The sequence below is a fragment of the Pseudomonas sp. PHC1 genome (genome assembly GCF_046487845.1).
GTDB classification, from domain to species: domain Bacteria; phylum Pseudomonadota; class Gammaproteobacteria; order Pseudomonadales; family Pseudomonadaceae; genus Aquipseudomonas; species Aquipseudomonas sputi.
This window is the reverse complement of the sequence record NZ_JBJXHJ010000007.1, coordinates 66,566-85,922: the sequence shown is the minus strand read 5'-3', so window position 1 is coordinate 85,922 and position 19,357 is coordinate 66,566. Positions and strand designations below refer to the sequence as shown.

At 62.5% G+C, this 19,357-nt stretch carries 23 protein-coding genes; 13 read left to right on the top strand and 10 right to left on the bottom strand.

Features of this window, described 5'->3' with window-relative positions:
* Window positions 1-84 precede the first annotated feature (84 nt).
* The 3 genes from rnd to ACKJSM_RS12340 all read left to right on the top strand — a co-directional run bounded on the left by rnd (window position 85) and on the right by ACKJSM_RS12340 (window position 2,547).
* Window positions 85-1,218, top strand: coding sequence for a ribonuclease D (rnd, locus tag ACKJSM_RS12350; RefSeq protein WP_007958043.1), 1,134 nt, complete (start codon window positions 85-87; stop codon window positions 1,216-1,218).
* A complete protein-coding gene (locus tag ACKJSM_RS12345; protein ID WP_007958052.1) occupies window positions 1,215-1,508 on the top strand; it encodes a YcgL domain-containing protein in 294 nt (97 codons plus the stop codon). Before rnd ends, ACKJSM_RS12345 begins: the two co-directional genes overlap by 4 nt.
* Before the next feature lie 106 nt (window positions 1,509-1,614).
* Window positions 1,615-2,547 (top strand): D-2-hydroxyacid dehydrogenase, encoded by a 933-nt coding sequence (locus ACKJSM_RS12340; protein WP_236180811.1) that lies wholly within the window; start codon window positions 1,615-1,617, stop codon window positions 2,545-2,547.
* A 50-nt stretch (window positions 2,548-2,597) separates the two neighbouring features.
* On the opposite strand, the gene ACKJSM_RS12335 is transcribed toward ACKJSM_RS12340, so the two are convergent.
* On the bottom strand, window positions 2,598-3,191 hold the full coding sequence (locus tag ACKJSM_RS12335; protein WP_410237607.1) for a nitroreductase family protein: 594 nt from the start codon (window positions 3,189-3,191) through the stop codon (window positions 2,598-2,600).
* A gap of 279 nt (window positions 3,192-3,470) precedes the next feature.
* Here ACKJSM_RS12335 and ACKJSM_RS12330 point away from each other — a divergent pair, with 279 nt between their 5' ends.
* Together ACKJSM_RS12330 and ACKJSM_RS12325 are read left to right on the top strand one after the other, a co-directional pair.
* Window positions 3,471-3,920 (top strand): YcgN family cysteine cluster protein, encoded by a 450-nt coding sequence (locus ACKJSM_RS12330; protein ID WP_085611599.1) that lies wholly within the window; start codon window positions 3,471-3,473, stop codon window positions 3,918-3,920.
* A 20-nt stretch (window positions 3,921-3,940) separates the two neighbouring features.
* Window positions 3,941-5,170, top strand: a complete 1,230-nt coding sequence (locus ACKJSM_RS12325; protein WP_410237605.1) for a hypothetical protein — start codon at window positions 3,941-3,943, stop codon at window positions 5,168-5,170.
* Between the two features lie 3 nt (window positions 5,171-5,173).
* Here the strand turns inward: ACKJSM_RS12325 and ACKJSM_RS12320 are convergent, their stop codons facing one another.
* From ACKJSM_RS12320 to ACKJSM_RS12305, 4 genes are all read right to left on the bottom strand, one after another.
* Window positions 5,174-5,551 carry a DUF2892 domain-containing protein gene (locus tag ACKJSM_RS12320; protein WP_134022975.1) on the bottom strand — a complete coding sequence of 126 codons (378 nt, stop codon included), beginning with the start codon at window positions 5,549-5,551 and terminating at the stop codon, window positions 5,174-5,176.
* Between the two features lie 81 nt (window positions 5,552-5,632).
* Window positions 5,633-6,103 carry an RNA methyltransferase gene (locus ACKJSM_RS12315; RefSeq protein ID WP_007958066.1) on the bottom strand — a complete coding sequence of 157 codons (471 nt, stop codon included), beginning with the start codon at window positions 6,101-6,103 and terminating at the stop codon, window positions 5,633-5,635.
* Window positions 6,104-6,216: 113 nt separating this feature from the next.
* Window positions 6,217-6,588, bottom strand: coding sequence for a YajD family HNH nuclease (locus ACKJSM_RS12310; protein WP_007944009.1), 372 nt, complete (start codon window positions 6,586-6,588; stop codon window positions 6,217-6,219).
* A 49-nt stretch (window positions 6,589-6,637) separates the two neighbouring features.
* The gene (locus tag ACKJSM_RS12305) at window positions 6,638-7,324 is read right to left on the bottom strand and encodes a hypothetical protein (protein WP_085648590.1); all 687 of its coding nucleotides are present in this window, start codon (window positions 7,322-7,324) and stop codon (window positions 6,638-6,640) included.
* A gap of 79 nt (window positions 7,325-7,403) precedes the next feature.
* Here ACKJSM_RS12305 and ACKJSM_RS12300 point away from each other — a divergent pair, with 79 nt between their 5' ends.
* The gene (locus ACKJSM_RS12300; RefSeq protein ID WP_085700621.1) at window positions 7,404-7,688 is read left to right on the top strand and encodes a hypothetical protein; all 285 of its coding nucleotides are present in this window, start codon (window positions 7,404-7,406) and stop codon (window positions 7,686-7,688) included.
* Here ACKJSM_RS12300 and ACKJSM_RS12295 read toward each other — a convergent pair.
* Both ACKJSM_RS12295 and ACKJSM_RS12290 read right to left on the bottom strand, forming a co-directional pair.
* On the bottom strand, window positions 7,685-8,158 hold the full coding sequence (locus tag ACKJSM_RS12295) for a cyclic nucleotide-binding domain-containing protein (RefSeq protein WP_236182085.1): 474 nt from the start codon (window positions 8,156-8,158) through the stop codon (window positions 7,685-7,687). The two genes, ACKJSM_RS12300 and ACKJSM_RS12295, sit on opposite strands and share 4 nt — an antisense overlap.
* A gap of 107 nt (window positions 8,159-8,265) precedes the next feature.
* Window positions 8,266-10,320 carry a S9 family peptidase gene (locus tag ACKJSM_RS12290; RefSeq protein WP_410237602.1) on the bottom strand — a complete coding sequence of 685 codons (2,055 nt, stop codon included), beginning with the start codon at window positions 10,318-10,320 and terminating at the stop codon, window positions 8,266-8,268.
* Window positions 10,321-10,419: 99 nt separating this feature from the next.
* Here ACKJSM_RS12290 and ACKJSM_RS12285 point away from each other — a divergent pair, with 99 nt between their 5' ends.
* From ACKJSM_RS12285 to ACKJSM_RS12275, 3 genes are read left to right on the top strand one after another with little or no spacing between them, the layout of a single operon-like run.
* Window positions 10,420-10,920 carry an MFS transporter gene (locus tag ACKJSM_RS12285; protein WP_410237601.1) on the top strand — a complete coding sequence of 167 codons (501 nt, stop codon included), beginning with the start codon at window positions 10,420-10,422 and terminating at the stop codon, window positions 10,918-10,920.
* Between the two features lie 16 nt (window positions 10,921-10,936).
* Complete coding sequence (locus ACKJSM_RS12280; protein WP_236182088.1) at window positions 10,937-11,713, top strand: class II glutamine amidotransferase; 777 nt, start codon at window positions 10,937-10,939, stop codon at window positions 11,711-11,713.
* Window positions 11,714-11,725: 12 nt separating this feature from the next.
* The gene (locus ACKJSM_RS12275; protein WP_007956487.1) at window positions 11,726-12,268 is read left to right on the top strand and encodes a DUF2937 family protein; all 543 of its coding nucleotides are present in this window, start codon (window positions 11,726-11,728) and stop codon (window positions 12,266-12,268) included.
* A 54-nt stretch (window positions 12,269-12,322) separates the two neighbouring features.
* Here ACKJSM_RS12275 and ACKJSM_RS12270 read toward each other — a convergent pair whose 3' ends face one another.
* Entirely contained in the window at window positions 12,323-13,234 is a 912-nt protein-coding gene (locus ACKJSM_RS12270; RefSeq protein WP_410237600.1) for a LysR family transcriptional regulator, read from the bottom strand.
* A 146-nt stretch (window positions 13,235-13,380) separates the two neighbouring features.
* On the opposite strand from ACKJSM_RS12270, the gene ACKJSM_RS12265 reads away from it, so the two are divergent.
* The 4 genes from ACKJSM_RS12265 to ACKJSM_RS12250 all read left to right on the top strand — a co-directional run bounded on the left by ACKJSM_RS12265 (window position 13,381) and on the right by ACKJSM_RS12250 (window position 17,101).
* Complete coding sequence (locus ACKJSM_RS12265; protein WP_410237599.1) at window positions 13,381-14,667, top strand: MFS transporter; 1,287 nt, start codon at window positions 13,381-13,383, stop codon at window positions 14,665-14,667.
* Window positions 14,668-14,733: 66 nt separating this feature from the next.
* Entirely contained in the window at window positions 14,734-15,486 is a 753-nt protein-coding gene (locus ACKJSM_RS12260; RefSeq protein ID WP_236182091.1) for a 5-oxoprolinase subunit PxpA, read from the top strand.
* A complete protein-coding gene (locus ACKJSM_RS12255) occupies window positions 15,483-16,187 on the top strand; it encodes a 5-oxoprolinase subunit B family protein (protein ID WP_410237598.1) in 705 nt (234 codons plus the stop codon). The genes ACKJSM_RS12260 and ACKJSM_RS12255 overlap by 4 nt, the downstream gene beginning before the upstream one ends.
* Entirely contained in the window at window positions 16,184-17,101 is a 918-nt protein-coding gene (locus ACKJSM_RS12250) for a biotin-dependent carboxyltransferase family protein (RefSeq protein ID WP_236182093.1), read from the top strand. The genes ACKJSM_RS12255 and ACKJSM_RS12250 overlap by 4 nt, the downstream gene beginning before the upstream one ends.
* A gap of 111 nt (window positions 17,102-17,212) precedes the next feature.
* Here the strand turns inward: ACKJSM_RS12250 and ACKJSM_RS12245 are convergent, their stop codons facing one another.
* Both ACKJSM_RS12245 and ACKJSM_RS12240 read right to left on the bottom strand, forming a co-directional pair.
* On the bottom strand, window positions 17,213-18,391 hold the full coding sequence (locus ACKJSM_RS12245; RefSeq protein ID WP_016771218.1) for a vWA domain-containing protein: 1,179 nt from the start codon (window positions 18,389-18,391) through the stop codon (window positions 17,213-17,215).
* Between the two features lie 12 nt (window positions 18,392-18,403).
* On the bottom strand, window positions 18,404-19,249 hold the full coding sequence (locus ACKJSM_RS12240) for an AAA family ATPase (protein WP_007911294.1): 846 nt from the start codon (window positions 19,247-19,249) through the stop codon (window positions 18,404-18,406).
* Between the last annotated feature and the right edge of the window lie 108 nt (window positions 19,250-19,357).

Genomic DNA, 19,357 nt, shown 5'->3' with positions numbered 1-19,357 from the left:
ATTTCATCAAGCTCTTGCCCTGTAGAGGCGCGGAAAGCGCCGGTGGCGATATATACTGCGCGCCATTCTTGAAGGGAGAGCCGTGTGGCCATCGATATTCACTGGATTCGCGACAACGATAGCCTCGCGCAGTTTTGCGCCGAGTGGCAGCAGCTGCCGTTCGTTGCCCTCGACACCGAATTCATGCGGGTCGACACCTTCTACCCGATTGCCGGCCTCTTGCAGGTCGGCGACGGCAAACGCGCCTACCTGATCGACCCGCTGACCATCAACGCCTGGCAACCCTTGGCTGCGTTGCTGGAAAACCCGGCGGTGCTCAAAGTCCTGCACGCCTGCAGCGAAGACCTTGAAGTCCTGCTGCGCCTGACCGGCAGCCTGCCGGCGCCGCTGTTCGACACCCAACTGGCCGCTGCCTACCTGAACCTCGGTTTTTCGATGGGCTATTCGCGTCTGGTGCAGGAAGTGCTTGGCATCGAACTGCCCAAGGGCGAAACCCGTTCCGACTGGTTGCAGCGTCCGTTGTCCGACACGCAAATCAGCTATGCCGCCGAAGACGCCGTGCATCTGGCGGAGGTTTTCGTACAACTGCGTCCGAAACTGTCCGACGACAAATTCGCCTGGGTGCTGGAGGACGGCGCCGAACTGGTCGCCAACCTGCGCCGCGAAACCGATCCGTACGAGGTCTATCGCGAGGCCAAACTGGCGTGGAAACTGTCCCGCGCCCAACTGGCCGTGCTGCGCGAACTGTGCGCCTGGCGTGAGCGCGAAGCCCGCGCCCGCGATCTGCCGCGCAATCGCATCGTCCGTGAACACTCGCTGTGGCCGCTGGCCCGGACCCAACCGGACAACCTCAGCGCGCTGGGCAAGATCGAAGACATGCACCCGCGTACCGTGCGTCAGGACGGCGAGTTTCTGCTTGATCTGATCAAGCGCTCTGGCAGTGTGGGGCCTGATCAATGGCCGCCAGCTGTGCCGGAGCCATTGCCGATCGAAGCCGCCGCGCTGATCAAACAGCTGCGCGCGCTCGGTCAGGCTGAAGCTGAACGTCTGGGCATCGCGCCGGAACTGATGCTGCGCAAGAAAACGCTCGAAGCCCTGGTCAAAAGCGGCTTCCCCGAGGGCCCTTACCAATTGCCTGATTCACTGCGTGGCTGGCGCCGCGAATTGATGGGCCAGAAGCTGCTCGACAGCCTGGCCACCGCCGGAGAACAGCCTTGAAACGTATTTGTTCCATTTATCAAAGTTCGAAGAAAAGCGGCATGTACCTGTACGTGCTCAAGAGCGATGCGCTGGAGCGCGTGCCGGAAGGTCTGATGGCGGCGTTCGGCAAGGCGAAGCATTCCTTCGATCTGGTGCTGACGCCCGAGCGCAAGCTGGCCAGTGAAGACATCGCCGTGGTCCTGGAAAACCTCGAGAAGCAGGGCTATCACCTGCAAATGCCACCGGCCGAGGAAGAGTACATCGAGCACTTGCCCGAAGAGTTGCTGCGACGCAACGACCCGGTCTGACCTGCGAGGCCCTGTCCTGGGCCTCTTGTTACCCCTGGAACGGTTTTTACGGCGACGGCTGCCACGAAGTGGGCGGCCGCCTGCACGGTTTGCGAAAGGTTTGAAAATGCGCGTTCTGATTGCTGAACACGACCACGCGAAATACGCCCGACTGCTGAGTCAGGCGGCCCCGGAGCTTGAAGTGCTGACCAGCGGCGACTCCGCCGAGCTGGCCCGCCAGGCCGTCGATTGCCCGGTGTGGCTGGGCCAGCCGGATCTGCTGGCGACCCTGTTGCGTCAGGGCCACCAGCCACAATGGCTGCAATCGACCTGGGCCGGCATCACACCGCTGCTGGCCGACGGTTTGCGCCGCGATTACCGCCTGACCCGGGCGGTCGGGATTTTCGGCCAGGTGATGGCTGAATACGTGTTGACCTACATGCTCGGCCACGAGCGCGAAGTGCTGGCGCGGCTGGTCAGCCAGGTCGAGCGCAAATGGGACAACCGCACCGGCCAGAGCCTGGTCGGACGCAAAGTGCTGATCGTCGGCACCGGCGACATCGGCCAGAGCGTGGCGCAGTTCCTGCTGCCGTTCGGCGTCGAGTTGTACGGCATCGCCAGCAGCGCCCGCGAACAGGCGCCGTTTGTCGAAGTCGGTTCGATGGCGGACTTGCCACGGCTGGTGGGCGAAGCGGATTACGTGGTCAACCTGCTGCCCAACACCGAGCACACCCACGACATCTACGACGCTGCGCTGTTCAAGCAATTCAAGCCGACCGGGCTGTTCATCAACGCCGGACGCGGTGTGGCGGTGGTCGATGCGGATCTGGTCGAGGCGTTGAAAGAAGGCCATCTGGCCGGCGCGGTGATCGACGTCTGCCGTCAGGAACCGCTGCCGCAACGGCATCCGTTCTGGACCGCGTGGGGCTTGCTGCTGACCGGGCACAGCTCGGCGCCGACCTCGCCGCCGATGATGGTGCAGTTGTTTCTGGATAACTTGCGCGCATATCAGGCGGGTGAAGCGTTGCGTGGGGAAGTGGATTTCGCACGCGGTTACTGACTATAGAGATCGTTCCCACGCTCTGCGTGGGAACGATCATCAAAAGGGGCTTAGAGGGTGAAGTCGCCTTCAGCCGCCAGTTCGCTCAGCGGACGACGCGGGCTCGGTACTTCTCGTGCTTGCAGGTAATCCGCCAGGGTGGCCTTGTCACCCAGCTTGCCCACCGCAACGGCGGCGTGCAACGCATAGCCTTCTGGAATGTTCAGCTCCTTGCGGGTCAGCTCCTGATCGAAGCCGGCCATGCCGTGGGTGTGCCAGCCGCTCAGGCTCGCTTGCAGCGACAGATGGCCCCAGGCCGAACCGGTGTCGAAGGTGTGCCACAGCGCCGGGGTTTCTTCGGTGGCGCCCGGTGCGGTGAAGGTGGTTTTTGAAATCACGATCACCAGCGCCGATGCGTGCTGTGCCCAACTGCGGTTGAATTCATTGAGCAGGCCCAGGAAACGCTCCCAGTTCGGCGTGTCGCGCCGGGCGTAGAGAAAGCGCCATGGCTGCGAGTTGTACGCCGACGGCGCCCAGCGTGCGGCTTCGAAGAAGCTCAGCAGGGTTTCTTCCGGGATCGCTTCGCCGGTGAAGGCGCGGGGCGACCAGCGATCGGTGAACTGCGGGTGAATGGCGTATTCGGCAACGCGAGGGTTGGCACTCATCGAAAGATTCCTTGCTACGTTTGAGGACAGGTTGGAAGCGAAACCCGGCGGGATCAGTTGGGCTGAACGATGGGGTTGTGGCGCAAGCCTGCCGTTCACCGGGTGCGACGCGGTCGAGCGTTAATGGCATCCGGCAAAGGCCTGGTGTGACCGGCAAAGCTACTTGGCCGCGCAAAAACTGACAAGCCCTGCACAACCGGCAGTCGCCGGCGCTTGGAACACAGAGCCTCGGGCACTAGACTGGCGGCCTTTTCACCACCTGATGTTGATGCTTGAGCCATGGCCGCCAAAGTCGAACCGTTCTGGATACGCAAAACCCTCGATCAACTCGATCACGAGGAATGGGAATCGCTGTGCGACGGCTGCGGCCTGTGCTGCCTGCAAAAGCTCGAGGATGAAGAAGACAACAGCGTCTATTACACGCGCATCGCCTGCAAACTGCTGGACCTCAAGACCTGTCAGTGCAGCGATTACCCGAACCGCATGCAGTTTGTCCCGGACTGCATCCAGCTCACCCCGGGCCAGGCCGAAGCGTTCAAATGGCTGCCGCCGACCTGCGGTTATCGGCTGGTCAGCGAAGGCAAGGACCTGCCGCTGTGGCATCACCTGGTCTGCGGTGATCGCGACGCGGTGCACCACGAACGGATCTCCCAGTCAGGGCGCATGCTCGCCGAAGGCAGCGTGCCGGAAGACGACTGGGAAGATCACCTGATTTTCCGCGCAGGTTGACGACTCACCAAGGAGCAGGCATGGCGACGGGATTGCGCCGGACGCTGATCGTCACGCTGCTGGCGCTCAGTGCGCCGGTGTGGGCGGCAAAGAAAGTCGATCTGGATTATCAGGTACGCCTGCTGCCGCAGAGCGATCAGGCCGAAGTGCGCCTGACCCTTGCCAAGGGCGAAGCGGTGCGCAGTCTGGATTTCGATCTTGGCGATGGCAGCCACTACAGCGAGTTCAAGGCCGACGGCCAGTGGCAACTGACACCGGGCAAACCGGCGCGCGGGATCTGGCGACCAGCGGCGGACAAAGCCAGCCTGACCTACCGCGTACGCATCAGCCACGGCCGCAAGAACGGCAGCTTCGACACGCGCATGACGCCGACCTGGGCGTTGATGCGCGGCGATGAACTGGTGCCGCCGGCCAAGCTCGATCAACAGGACGGCATTGAGTTGATCGCGCGCCTGCACGTCCAATTGCCCGACGGCTGGAAAAGCGTCGAAACCGCCTGGCCGCGCATCGGCAAGAACACATTCCGCATCGACAATCCGTCACGCCTGTTCGACCGCCCGACTGGCTGGATGCTCGCCGGCCACCTCGGCAGTCGCCGCACCCGGCTGGGCGAAACCGAGGTCACCGTGGCCTCGCCGCAGGGGCAGGGTATGCGCCGGATGGACGTGCTGACGCTGCTGACGTTCGTCTGGCCGCAGGTGCAGGCGGTGTTTCCCCGCCATCCGAGCAAACTGTTGATCGTCGGCGCCAACGACCCGATGTGGCGTGGCAGCCTGGCGGCGCGGGAGTCGATCTACCTCAACACGCGGTTGCCGCTGGTCAGCGAAAGCGGCAGCAGTGCTCTGGTGCGCGAGCTGGCACAGGTGTTCGGGCGGATCAACGACGAACAGCGCAGCGACTGGATCAGCGAAGGGTTCGCCGAGTATTACGCCATTGAACTGGTGCGCCGTGCGGGCGGCATGAGCGACGAGCGTTATCAGAGTTTGCAGGCGAAACTGGCGAAGGACAGCCAGACAGTCACGACCCTGCGCGGCGAACAGATCAGTCCGGCGCAGGTGTCGAAAGCGGTGCTGCTGTTACAGGAACTGGATGGCGAGATTCGCCTGAAGACCCGCAACAAGCGCTCGCTGGATGATGTGCTGCGCGGGGCGATGCATCTGGGGACGGTGGACACCAAAGAGTTCGTGCAACTCGCCGAAAGCATTCTCGGCGAGTCGTCTCTGGCCCTCGATACCGCCTTGCTTCGGTAGCGATCAAACCCCGGCTTTCGGCGATTTCACCGAATCATTGCCGGTCACCGTGGCGGTGTTGGTCGCCGCCTCGGCATTGGCCTTGAGCTTGCTCAGCTCTTCACCGGCCCGCTCGATCTTTGCTCGCACGTTGTTCATGTCCTGACGGCTTTTCTCCAGCAGGCTTTTCACCGAACTGTGCCCGGTGATGCCGCGAGCCATGGCCACGCCGCCAATCGCCACCTGAATCAGCCCGAACACCCCACCACGACGCAGGCCCTTGCCGACCATGATCACGCCGCCGGCCAGCGAGCCGATGCGCTCCCAGCCTTCGACGTTCTGTTCGGAACGGCTCTGGAACGGGGTGGATTCGATACGTTCGACGCGTTTGAGCTCGGTCATGATCTTTCTCCAGGCAATGAGTGATGGATAAACAAGCTGACTGCGCAGGCCGTCAGCTCGTTCCATCGGATGTGCGGCGTTTCAGCGGAATTTCGGCCCGGAGCGGGTGTTCAGGCCTTTGGCCATGCGGTCGTAGAGCACAACGTTGACCGTGGCGGCGAGGTTCATGCAACCGGTGGTCGGGATGTACACGACGTCTTCGCACCAGTCGCGGATCTCCTGATCCAGCGAGCCGTCTTCGGGGCCGAAGATGTACAGGGCACGATCCGGGTGGGTGTATTCGGGCAGCGGGCGGGCGCCGTCGACCAGTTCCACGGCAACCGGGACGCAATTGAGCGGCAGGATCTTTTTCAGGTCGTCGATGCCGATCAGCGGGATGTCGTAGTGCACGCGCTTGGTGTCGGTGACGAAGTCGGCGGCGCGTTCATAGCGCTTGCCGGTGTAGAACACGGTCGATACGCCATAACAGCCTGCGGCGCGCATCACCGAACCGACGTTTTCCGGTGATTTGGGGTTATACAAACCAATGCAGCTGTACCGTTTGTCTGCCACGAGCGGGGTGCCTTCGGGAAAAAGAGGGCGATTATACGGGGATTGGGGGAGGGCGGGCAGATTCAGGACAGATCGTTCCCACGCAGGGCGTGGGAACGATCAGGGTAGGGGGATCAGTCTTCTTTTTTCATCAGGCCGGCCAGCGCCGCAAACGGGTTGTGCGTGGCCTTGGCGATTTTCGGCGTGCTCAGCGAGCCTTCGCCGAAGTACTGCTGGTCGGTGTAGCGCGAGTGTTCGTTGTCGTGGCAGTACAGGCACAGCAGTTCCCAGTTGGAACCGTCCTGCGGGTTGTTGTCGTGGTTGTGGTCACGGTGGTGCACGGTCAGCTCGCTCAGGCGCTTGCCGGAAAACTCACGGGCGCAGCGGCCGCAGACGTGCGGGTACATTTTCAGGGCCTTGTCGCGGTAGCCCATTTCCTTGTCGCGCTGGTTGTCGGCGAGGATGCGATCCAGCTTCGAAGTGTTGGTCGGGGTGGACGAACTCATGGGTTCACCTTTGCAGAAAGACGAATGACGGTTATGGGGCCAGTTTAGCTCAGCCCTTGAGCTTCTCGGCAATCCAGATCGTATGACGGGTGCCCTTGTTGCCGTGGGCGAAGACCTGGACTTCCTCGGCCTTGAAACCGGCCTTCTTCAATTTGTCGGAAAACTGCCGGTCGGCGCTGGCCGACCACACCGCCAGCACGCCTTTGGGCCGCATCGCCCTGGCGCACGCGGCCAGGCCAGCGGCGGAATACAGCCAGCTATTGGCCTTCTGGGTCAGGCCTTCGGGGCCGTTGTCGACGTCGAGCATGATCGCGTCGAAGCCGTTCGGCTCGCTTTGCAGCACTTTGGCCACGTCTTCCTGGCGGATCACCGTGCGCGGATCGAGCAGCGGACGTCCGGACTTTTCACCGAGCGGGCCGCGATTCCACTCGACCACGCCGGGCACCAGTTCGGCGACCACCACTTCGGCGCTCTTGCCCAGATGCTTGAGCGCGGAGGCGAGAGTGAAGCCCATGCCCAGCCCGCCGATCAGCACCCGCGAGTTCGGTCGGCCGGCGACCTTGCGGCACGGAATCTCGGCCAGCGCGTCTTCGGAACCGTGCATGCGGGTGTTCATCAATTGGCCGCCGTCGCCGCCCTGAATCTTGATGACGAAGTCCTCGCCATACTCAAACAGGCACAGGGCGCCGCCGTTGTCAGGGATCGGCGTGGTGTCGAGCAGAACGAAACGTTTCATGGAAATCTCTACAGGGGGGAAGGCAAGCCGGCGCGTTGGGAGTAGCCTGAAGGCAGACTTCAGGCCAACGGAGCCCTTGATGAAGCGCACCATTCTAACGGCCATTACCCTGGCCGCGCTCTCGATAACTGCCGTACAGGCGCAACAGACGATTCCCGTCAGCCCGACACCGCAACCGGGCTCGCCCGGCACGGCGACGCCCACCCCGTATCCGCAGATCAGTCCGGTGCCGATTCCCAAGGCCGGCCCCGGCAGTGGCGGACCGCCGCTGGTGCCAATCGAAATGCCCAGCCCGCCGACCAAGGATCAGCCATTGCCGGGCCTGGAACAGACCGACAGCAAACCCAAATCCCCGGGAGGCTAGATCTGCTGGGCGGCGAGCTGGCCGTCGGCCATGCGCAGGCGTTTGGAGAGGGAGACGGCGAGGGCGCGGATGATCTTGGCAGCGATCTTCGGCGCGTCGTTGAGCATTTTTTCCAGCGAATCCTTGCCGAGGTTGAGCAACTGGCAGTTGCTCGCCGCCACGCAAGTCGCCGAACGGCGTTCGCCGTCGAGCACGGCCATTTCACCGAACGCTCGGCCGCTGCGCAGGGTGGCCATGGTCACGACCTGGCCGTCGACGCCGGTTTTCTGCACGGCCACCTGGCCGGTGTGGATGATGCACATGAAACTGCCGGCATCGCCTTCGCGAAAGATCGCTTCGCCTTCAGCCACGGTGCTGATGCTGAAGTAGCCCGAGGCGGCGGCAAAATCCGCCAGCTGCAATTGATCGAACAGGCCGCAGTCCATCAGCCAGTCGCGGATTTCGTTGTTCAGTAGAGTCGGTTCTGACATGTCGTGCGGTCTTTTTGTTGTGTCGGGTGGCAGGCTCGCCACCGGGGCCGATCTGCTTATCGGCTCCCGGTGCCCGGAATTAAGACCTGACTGACCGGCGGAGTTCCTCAGACGATGCCCAGAACCTTGAAAACAAATGCATATTCGAGGGCTACGTCACGTAATCCCTGATAGCGCCCGCTCATCCCGCCGTGGCCGGCGCCCAGTTCGGTCTTGAGCAGTAAGGGATTGTCATCGGTCTTGGTCGCGCGCAGCTTCGCCACCCACTTGGCCGCTTCCCAATACTGCACGCGGCTGTCGTTGTAGCCGGCGATTACCAGCGTCGCAGGATAGCCCTGCGCGGTGACGTTTTCGTACGGCGCGTAGGCCTTGATCCGCTCGTAAACCGCGGGCTCCTCGGGATTGCCCCACTCGTCGTATTCGGTGACGGTCAGCGGCAGATCCGGGTCGAGCATGGTGTTGAGCACATCGACGAACGGCACTTCGGCAATGGCCATACCGAACAGATCCGGGCGCTGGTTGAGTACCGCGCCGATCAGCAGGCCACCGGCGCTGCCACCGCTGATCGTCAGTTGTGGCGCGGTGGTAATGCCGTTGAGGATCAGAAATTCGGCGCAGGCAATGAAGTCACTGAAGGTGTTGTGCTTGTGCTCCTGCTTGCCGGCACGATACCAGGCTTCGCCCAGCTCGCCGCCGCCACGCACGTGGGCGATGGCGAACGCCATGCCGCGATCCAGCAGGCTCAGGCGGGCATGGGAGAACCACGGATCGAGGCTCGAACCGTAGGCGCCATAACCGTACAGGTACAGCGGCACGGCTTTGCCGACCATTTCCCGTTTCATCACCAGACTGATCGGCACCTGGGTGCCGTCCGGCGCGGTCGCCCACAGGCGCTGGCTGACGTAGGCGTCGGCGTCGAACGGGCCGAGCACCGGGGTTTCCTTGAGGACGGTCTGCTCGCCAGTGGCGAGGATCAGTTGCCGAACCTGAGCCGGACGATTCAGCGCTTCATAGCGCAGGCGAATGCGGTCACTTTCGAACTCCAGGCTGTTTTGCACGTAGAGGCTGTAGGCCGCGTCCGGCAGTTGCACGCGGTAAGGCGCCAGACTGTGTGGACGGACTTCGATGATCGGCAATCCGCCTTCGCGCAGGCTCAGGGTCAGGGCCTCGGCGTTGAGGGTCACGCCATCGAGCATCACCGAATCGCTGTGCGGGATCAGGTTCTGCCAGTCGGCTTCGCTCGGTGCGCTGCCGGTGTCCGGCGCCTGATACAGGGCGAAGTTGATGCCGTCGCGGTTGGTGCGGATGAACCACGTCCATTCGCCGTCGAGCTTGCCGTGATCGACGTCGTACTCGTGATCCTCGACCCGGGGCGCCAGGCATGTGAACGGCAGGTGCGGCTGATGGGCGTCCAGCGCCCAGACTTCGCTGGTGGTCTTGCTGCCCAGGGACAGCAGCAACTGCTGCTCGGAGCTGGCGCGGTAGCAATGCAGGAAGAAACGCCCGTCCGGTTCGTGGAACACCTCTTCGGCAGCCGTGCCGTCGAGGCGATAGCGAAACAGTTTGTGCGGGCGATGGGTGTCGTCGAGCACGCCGAAGAACAGCGTGAGGCTGTCGTTGGCCCAGGTCATGCTGCCGTCGCAGTCCTGGAATTCCAGTTCGCTGACGCGCTCGCTGGATAATTCCTTCACGAACAGCGTGTAAATCTCGTCGCCCGAGGCATCGACGCTGTAGGCCAGACGCTGATGATCCGGGCTGATGCTGAACGCGCCGAGGGAGAAAAAGCCGCCGTTGGCCAGGGCGTTCGGGTCGAGCAGCAGCTGTTCGCGGCTTTCGTCGAGGGTCAGGCTGTCGTCGGCCGGACGCGGGCAGCGGTAGTGGCGGGCGTACTCGTCACCTGCTGTGGTGCGGGTGTAATACAGATACGGGCCCCATGGCGACGGCAGGGACAGGTCGGTTTCGAGGATCCGGCCCTTGATCTCCTCGAACAGGGTTTCACGCAGCTCTGCCTGATCGGCAGTCTGCGCTTGCTGATAGTCGTTTTCAGCCTTGAGGTAGTCGAGCACCGCGTCGGTGTCGCGTTCCTGCAGCCAGGCGTACGGGTCGTGACCGGCGGCCTTGTGGGCAATCGGGGCGCTGATGACGTTGGCGGATACGGGCATGGAAAGCTCTCGGACATGACAAATAAGGGCCGCACGGACGGCGGGGAAGCCTGACGTGCGAAAAGTCGTTACTATAAGCGCCTCTTTGCCTGCCTTGCCATGGACACCATGACCGAGAACGACTATCTGATCGCCTGGGGCCTTTACGCCTTTGCCGCCGTGGGCTGCCTGCTGGTGTGGATGCGCATGACCCGCTGGATGTGGCGCTGGCTGCGCGAGCCGCTGCGTGTATTGATGGCGGTGTTGCTGTTCAGCCCGACCATCATTGACCCGGTGAAAGAAAAATTCGCCCCGGCCATCGCCATCACCGTGCTGGATCTGGCGTTCAAGGTCGGCAACAACGCCTGGCGCGCGATTTCCGAACTGCTCATGTACGCCATGATCGCGTTCGGTCTGTATCTGATTTTTGTGCTGATCCGCCTGCCGATCGAACGCGCCTCCAAGGCCCGCCGGGAGAAGGCCGAAGCTGTCCGCGCAGCCGCCCGGGCCGAAGACGAGCGGGACGCCGAGCAACCGTTCGGCGGCGCCGGGGATGACCGCTACGGTCGCCCGCCGGTGCCGAGCAATCCGCAGCGCATGCGGGTCGAGCCGCGTCTGTAATCACGAGAGTCCGCACATGTGTGAATTACTGGGCATGAGTGCCAACGTGCCGACCGACATCGTGTTCAGCTTCACCGGGCTGATGCAGCGCGGTGGTCGCACCGGGCCACACCGCGACGGCTGGGGCATTGCCTTCTACGAAGGGCGCGGGTTGCGCCTGTTCCAGGATCCGGCGGCCAGCAGCGAATCGGAAGTGGCCAATCTGGTGCAGCGCTATCCGATCAAGAGCGAAGTGGTCATCGGTCATATCCGTCAGGCCAACGTCGGCAAGGTCTGCCTGTCCAACACCCATCCGTTCGTCCGCGAACTGTGGGGGCGCAACTGGTGCTTCGCGCACAACGGCCAGCTCGCCGATTTCACCCCGATCAAGAGTTTCTACCGTCCGGTCGGCGATACCGACAGCGAAGCGGCGTTCTGCGATTTGCTCAATCGCATACGTGCAGCGTTTCCGGAACCGGTCGATATAGAAGTGCTGTTGCCGGATCTGGTCGCGGCCTGCGCCGAATATCGCAGCCAAGGCGTGTTCAACTGCCTGCTCAGCGATGGCGACTGGCTGTTCTGCTATTGCTCGACCAAACTGGCGCAGATCACCCGACGCGCACCGTTTGGCCCGGCGCGGCTCAAGGATGTCGATGTGATCGTCGATTTCCAGGCCGAAACCACGCCCAACGACGTGGTCACGGTGATTGCCACCGAACCCTTGACCGAAAACGAAACCTGGACCCGCTACGAACCGGGCCAATGGAGCCTGTGGCGACGCGGCGAATGCGTCAGCCAGGGCACGACCGAATAAGGATTTCCCCGAATGTTGCTCAGTTATCTACGGCTGGTGTTGTTTGCGGCGGGCCTGTTGATCGGTGTCCAGGTGCCGGGCTTCATCAACGATTACGCCAAGCGGGTCGAAGCGCACCTGATCGAGGCACAGACCGGCCTGCGCGGCTTCCAGGGCACCGCCGAGCAGTTCTTCAAGGGTGATATCCAGGCGCTGGTTGCCCATTACCGCGCCAGCGAAGACCCGGTGTTTCGCAGCGATGCCGACAGCCTGAGCACCTTGCTCAACCGTCAGCTGGCGCTGGACAAGCAATTCCAGGCGATGCAGGGCCCGTGGTACATCCGCTTCCTGCAAGTGGTGCTGGCCGCCGACCCGGACATCCGCAAGGAAACCTGGAACGGTTACAGCTACCAGATCCTGCTGACGCCTGAGGCGATGATCTGGGGCATGAGCGGCGCGCTGTTGCTGTCGTTCGGCCTGGAATGCCTGTTCCGTCTGATCGACTGGGTGGTGCTGGGCGGCAAGCGCCTGCGCCAGAGCCGGCCGATCGAAGATCGGGATGTGCGCGGGCTCTGAGCCTTATGAAGATCGTTCCCACGCAGACGGTTCGACGCCTCGACGTGGGAACGATCAAGACAGGACGATGTAGTTCTCGCCCACTTTCTGCGCATACCCCTCCAGCACCTGCTGACACAGCGTCACAATCTCTTCGACCCATGCCACCCCGACCCGCCACGACACCACCACCTGCAGGTTCGGCGGGCGCTGTTCGATGTCGAGCAGAGTCAATTCCCCTCGCGCCAGTTCCTCGGCCACCAGCACCGGCGGCAACGCGCCAATGCCGAATCCGTCACGCAACAGTCGAGTGATCGCCGACACCGAATTCACACAGTTCAACCGGGGCGCCAGCACGCCCTGAGCCTGCATCAGCGCCAGAATGTCCTGATGCGGGCGGGAGTTTTTCGAGTAGGTGATGATCCGTTCCTGCGCCAGGTCGGCGAGGCTTTGGTAGTCGCGGTTGTAGATCGAATGACTGGCGACGATCCAGCCAATGGGGTGGCTGGCCAGCTCCAGGCTGCGCACGCTTTCCTGGCGCACCAGATCGGTTTGCAGGATCAGGTCGAGAAAGCCTTTTTGCAGCTGATCGCAGAGGTTCAGCGAGGTATCCGCCACCAGCTCGATTTCCACCCGTGGGTACAGATCGGTCATCTGCGCCACCAACGGGCTGAGCCAGGTGTGAATCACCGTGTCCATCACCCCGATGCGCACACGGCCGACCTTGCTCGATCGGGTCTCGATCGACTGTTTCAGCGCCTGCATCGTGTCGAGCATCTGCTCGGCATAGTCCAGCACTTTCAGACCTTCAGGGGTCAGGCTGACGCCGCGTGAATCACGCAGGAACAGCTTCACCCCCAGCTCGCCTTCAAGCACTGCGATCCGGCTCGAGATCGAAGCCTGGGTGGTGAACAGCTTGTCGGCGGTCAGGCGAAAACTTTTCAGCCGGGCGACCCAGACGAAGGTTTCGAGAAACTTCAGGTTCATGGCAACAAATTTTTCTTATGTCTTGGGCGGGTTTTTATTCGTTGGACGCGACCGGGTGACGCACCCAAGAATCGACGCATCCGGTTCCCACGATAGGCGTCGTCGGAACTTCGAACAAGACCAATAAAAGCCTGCGGAGACATGCCATGAGTGCGCCCGACACCCTCGACCTCCCCCAGACTGCGGCCCGTCCCGGCCCGTTCGACTGGTATCGCAACATCAATCAGCAGGAGCGCCGGACCTTCTGGAGCTGCAAGATCGGCTACGGTCTGGACGGCATGGACACCCAGATGCTCAGCTTCGTGGTGCCGACCCTGATCGCGATGTGGGGCATCACCACCGGCGAAGCCGGCCTGATCCACACCAGCACCCTGATCGCGTCGGCCATCGGCGGTTGGGTGGCGGGGATCCTCTCCGACCGCATCGGCCGCGTGCGCACCCTGCAACTGACGGTGCTGTGGTTTGCCTTCTTCACGTTCCTCTGCGGTTTCGCCCAGAACTACGAGCAACTGCTGATCGCCCGCACCTTGATGGGCTTCGGTTTCGGCGGTGAATGGACCGCCGGCGCCGTGCTGATCGGTGAAGTGATCCGCGCCAAGGATCGCGGCAAAGCCGTGGGCATGGTGCAATCGGGCTGGGCGTTGGGGTGGGGGCTGACGGCGATTCTGTACGCGCTGCTGTTCTCGGTGCTGCCGCCGGAGGATGCCTGGCGCGCATTGTTCATCCTCGGCATCGTGCCGGCCGTGTTCGTGATTTTCGTCCGACGCCTGGTGAAAGACCCGGAGATCTACCGCGAAGCCAAAGCCAAACAAACCCCGGACAGCCCGTCGAAGTTCTACGAGATCTTCGCCCCCGGCATGCTCTTCACCACGATCCGCGCCTCGTTGCTGACCACTGGCGCACTCGGCGGCTATTACGCGATCACCTCCTGGCTGCCGACTTTTCTGAAGAACGAGCGCGGCTTGAGCGTACTCGGCACCGGCGGTTATCTGGCGATGGTGATCATCGGTTCCTACGCCGGTTATGTGATCAGCGCCTATTTGACCGACCTGTTGGGCCGCAAGAAAAACTTCATCCTGTTCGCCGTCGGCTCGTTCACCATCGTCCTGCTCTACACCCAATTGCCGGTCAGCAACGGCGTGATGTTGTGGCTGGGCTTCCCGCTGGGCTTCTTTGCGTCGGGGATTTTCAGTGGCATGGGCGCGTTTCTCACCGAGTTGTTCCCGACCCGGATTCGCGGCTCGGGGCAGGGCTTCTGCTACAACATCGGCCGGGCGCTGGCGGCGTTGTTCCCGCTGCTGATCGGGCTGCTCAGCCAGAAAGTGCCGCTGAGTGTAGGCATCGGGGCCTTTGCGGCAGTGTCCTACGGCGTGGTGATCCTCGCGGCATTGAGCCTGCCGGAAACCCGTGGCAAGCAACTGGACGCGCAGTAACTGATAACCTGCGGGGCACTGTCTGTCCCACGGCAAAAAAAGAAAAGAACTACAGGAGTGTTCACCGTGAGCCGCCTGCTATTGAACTGTGACATCGGCGAGAGCTTCGGCAGTTGGACCATGGGTCTGGATGCGGAAGTCATGCCCTTCATCGATTGCGCCAACATTGCCTGCGGTTTCCACGCCGGCGACCCTGGCATCATGCGCAAGACCGTCAGCCTGGCCCTGACCCACGGCGTGCAGATCGGTGCGCATCCGGCCTATCAGGATCTGGTGGGATTCGGCCGACGTTCCATGGCCTACACCGCCCAGGAACTGCAAGACATCCTGCATTACCAGATCGGCGCCCTCGACGGCATTTGCCGTGCCCAAGGCGGGCGAGTCAGTTACGTCAAACCCCACGGCGCGATGTACAACGACATGATGGCCAACCCGGCGCAGTTGCGGGCGGTGATTCAGGCCGTCGCGGCTTACGACCGAAGCTTGCCGCTGATGCTGATGGCCACCCGCGATAACACGGCCGCGCAACAGCTCGGCGATGAATACGGCGTGACCCTGTGGTTCGAAGCCTTCGCCGACCGCGCCTATGACAGCGCCGGCCGACTGGTTTCGCGACAACGGCCGGGTGCGGTGCATCACGACGCCGAAACCATCATCGGGCAAGCGCTGACCATCGCCCGTGGCGACAACCTCATCGCCAGCGACGGCAGCGCGCTGCATCTGCAAGCCAACACACTGTGCGTGCACGGTGACAACGCCAGTTCGGTGGCAGCCGTGCAGCGCATTCGTCAGGCCCTGAACGAGCAGAGCGCGCCATGAATCCGCGGGTGGAAGTGGTGGCGCTGGATTGCCTGATGCTGCGCCTGTTCGATGAGATCGCCGAAGCCAACATGCCGTGGATGCTCGCCGCCAGCGAGCGACTGCGCACGGCGTTCGGCGAGCATCTGATCGACCTGGTGCCGTCCTACACCACGTTGATGGTGCATTACGACCTGACGGCATTGAGCCCGAGTCAGGCTCGGGAATTGATCGCCGACGCGCTGATCGACCTGTCGCCGAATGTGCGAACCGGTGGCCAGTGCCATGTGCTGCCGGTGTGGTACGACCTGAGTGTCGGCCCGGAACTGAGCCTGCTGTCGCAGCGCAGCGGTTTGTCGCTAGACGTAGTGATCCGCCGTCACTGCGCTCGGGAATATCAGGTGTTTGCGCTCGGATTTGCGCCAGGTTTTGCCTTTATGGGGCTGGTGGAAGACGTCCTCGCGGCACCGCGTCTGAATACCCCGCGCAAGAAAGTCGCCGCCGGCAGCGTCGGCATCGCCGAGCGGCAGACGGCGGCGTATCCGGTGGTGTCTCCCGGCGGCTGGAACCTGATCGGTCGCACGCCGGCAAAACTGTTCGACCGTGAACGCGATGGCTACAGCCTCATGCAGCCCGGCGATAGTGTGCGTTTCGAAGCGGTGAGCCATGCCGAATTCATCCGTCTGGGCGGTGACGACACACCTCTGGAGGCCCTGGCATGAGCCGACTGACGATTGAAGCGAGTACGCCGCTGTGCCTGTTGCAGGACGCCGGGCGGTTTGGCGTGCGCCATCTGGGCGTGACCCAGGGCGGCGCGGCGGACTGGCGATCGATGGCCTGGGCCAACTGGTTGCTGGGCAATGGCCTGGATCTGCCGGTGATCGAAATCACCCTCGGCGGATTTGCCGTGGCGGCTGATGAAGATTGCTTGCTGGCATTGGCTGGCGCCGATCTTGGCGCACAGATCGACGGCGAGGCGTTGGCGCCGTGGCGCAGTTTCAAGCTGCGCAAAGGTCAGACCTTGAAGTTCACCCAGCCGTTGCTGGGCGCGCGCGCCTATCTGGCGGCGCCCGGCGGTTTCAGTGCGCCGAAAGTGCTGGGCAGCAGTGCCACGGTGGTGCGTGAGGAACTCGGTGGGCTCGATGGTTTTGGTTTGCCGTTGGCCAAGGGCGCTTCGCTGAGTTATGAGGGCGAAACCCTGTTGGTGCGTGAGGTCCCGGCGGAGCACCGACCGGACCTGCGCCTCGACGCACCGCTCGATCTGGTGCTCGGTGCGCAAATCGGTCAGTTCAGCGGGCAGAGCCTTTTCGATGCCTTCAACCGTGCCTGGACGCTGGACAGTCGCGCCGATCGCATGGGTATTCGTCTGTTGGGCACGGCGTTGCAGTATCAGGGCAAACCGATGATTTCCGAGGGCATTCCGCTGGGTGCGGTGCAGGTGCCGCCGGACGGGCAGCCGATCGTGTTGCTCAATGATCGGCAGACCATTGGCGGTTATCCGCGACTGGGCGCGTTGACGCCGTTGGCGCTTGCCCGATTGGCGCAGTGTCTGCCGGGAGCGCAGGTCAGATTGCGTCCGGTAGTGCAGGAAGTGGCACACCGGGAACACCTCGAATATCTACAGCGCTTTACTTGATCGCTCCCACGCTCTGCGTGGGAACGCCGCCCGGGACGCTCCGCGTCCCAGTGACGCAGAGCGTCACTAGATACGTTCCCAGGCATACCGTTCGACGTGGGAAAGATCCGGTTACTTGGACAGAAACCGCATCCCTTCTTCCAGCCCGCGCAACGTCAGCGGATACATCTGGTCCTCGATCAGATCCCGCACGATGTTGGTCGACGAGGTGTAGCCCCACGTATCTTTCGGGTACGGATTGATCCAGATGAGCTTCTTGTACTTCTCCATGAAGCGCTGCATCCACACGTAACCCGGCTCTTCGTTCCAGTGCTCGACGCTGCCACCGGCCTGGGTGATTTCGTAGGGCGCCATCGCGGCGTCACCGATGAAGATCACTTTGTAGTCGGCGCCGTACTTGTGCAGCAGGTCCTGGGTCGACGTGCGCTCGGAGGTGCGGCGCATGTTGTTCTTCCACACCGATTCATAAATGAAGTTGTGGAAGTAGAAGTACTCCAGATGTTTGAACTCGGTCTTGCAGGCCGAGAACAGTTCCTCGCAGATTTTCACGTGGGCGTCCATCGAACCGCCGATGTCGAACAGCAGCAACAGCTTCACCGTGTTGCGCCGTTCCGGGCGCATCTGGATGTTCAGCAGGCCGGCATCCTTGGCGGTGTGGTCAATGGTGCCGTCGATGTCCAGCTCTTCCGCCGCACCCTGGCGAGCGAATTTGCGCAGGCGACGCAGGGCGACCTTGATGTTGCGGGTGCCCAGTTCCACGGAATCGTCGAGGTTCTTGTACTCGCGCTGATCCCAGACTTTCACCGCTTTGCCCTGGCGCTTGCCGGCATCGCCGACCCGGATGCCTTCCGGGTTGAAACCGCCGGAGCCGAACGGGCTGGTGCCGCCGGTGCCGATCCACTTGTTGCCGCCGGCGTGGCGTTCCTTCTGTTCTTCCAGACGTTTCTTGAATTCTTCGATCAGCTTGTCCAGGCCGCCGAGGGACTGGATCTGCGCGCGCTCCTCGTCGCTCAGCGAACGCTCGAACTCCTTGCGCAGCCAGTCTTCGGGAATCAGCGCCTGCAAGTGATCGTCGAGCTTTTCCAGGCCGTTGAAGTAGGCACCGAACGCGCGGTCGAACTTGTCGAAATGCCGTTCGTCCTTCACCAGAATCGCCCGGGACAAGTAGTAGAACTCGTCCATGTCGGCGAAGGTCACGCGCTGTTTCAGCGCGTTGATCAGGTCGAGCAGTTCGCGCACCGAGACCGGCACCTTGGCTGCACGCATTTCATTGAACAGGTTGAGCAACATGGCATCAGCCTCTTAGCGGGTGCCGCGACGGCTCATGAACGCCAGACGTTCCAGCAGTTGCACGTCCTGTTCGTTCTTCACCAGCGCACCGGCCAGCGGCGGGATGGCCTTGGTCGGATCACGTTCGCGCAGCACGGCTTCGCCGATGTTGTCGGCCATCAGCAGTTTCAGCCAATCCACCAGCTCCGAGGTCGAGGGCTTCTTCTTCAGGCCCGGTACCTTGCGCACGTCGAAAAACACGTCCAGCGCTTCGCTGACCAGGTCCTTCTTGATGTCCGGGTAGTGCACGTCAACGATCTTCTGCAGGGTGGTGCGGTCGGGGAAGGCGATGTAGTGGAAGAAGCAGCGGCGCAGGAAGGCGTCCGGCAGCTCTTTCTCGTTGTTGGAGGTAATGATGATGATCGGACGCTTCTTGGCCTTGATGGTCTCGTCGATCTCGTAAACGTAGAACTCCATCTTGTCGAGTTCTTGCAGCAGGTCGTTGGGGAACTCGATGTCGGCCTTGTCGATTTCGTCGATCAGCAGGATGACCCGTTCTTCGGACTCGAACGCTTCCCAGAGCTTGCCCTTCTTCAGGTAGTTGCGCACATCGTGGACTTTTTCATTGCCCAGCTGCGAGTCGCGCAGGCGGCTGACCGCGTCGTACTCGTACAGGCCCTGATGGGCCTTGGTGGTGGACTTGATGTGCCAGGTGATCAGTTTGGCGCCGAACGACTCGGCCAGTTGCTCGGCGAGCATGGTCTTGCCGGTGCCCGGTTCGCCCTTGACCAGCAGCGGCCGCTCCAGGGTGATGGCGGCGTTGACCGCCAGCTTCAGGTCATCGGTGGCGACGTAGGCCTGGGTGCCTTCGAACTTCATCTGCTAATCCTCGAACGGTAACGCCGACCTGAACGGGCAGGGCGGGGGCGAAATAATCGGATGCCCGACTATAACGCGCCCCCCGGTCGACTGTGAACGCAGACGGCT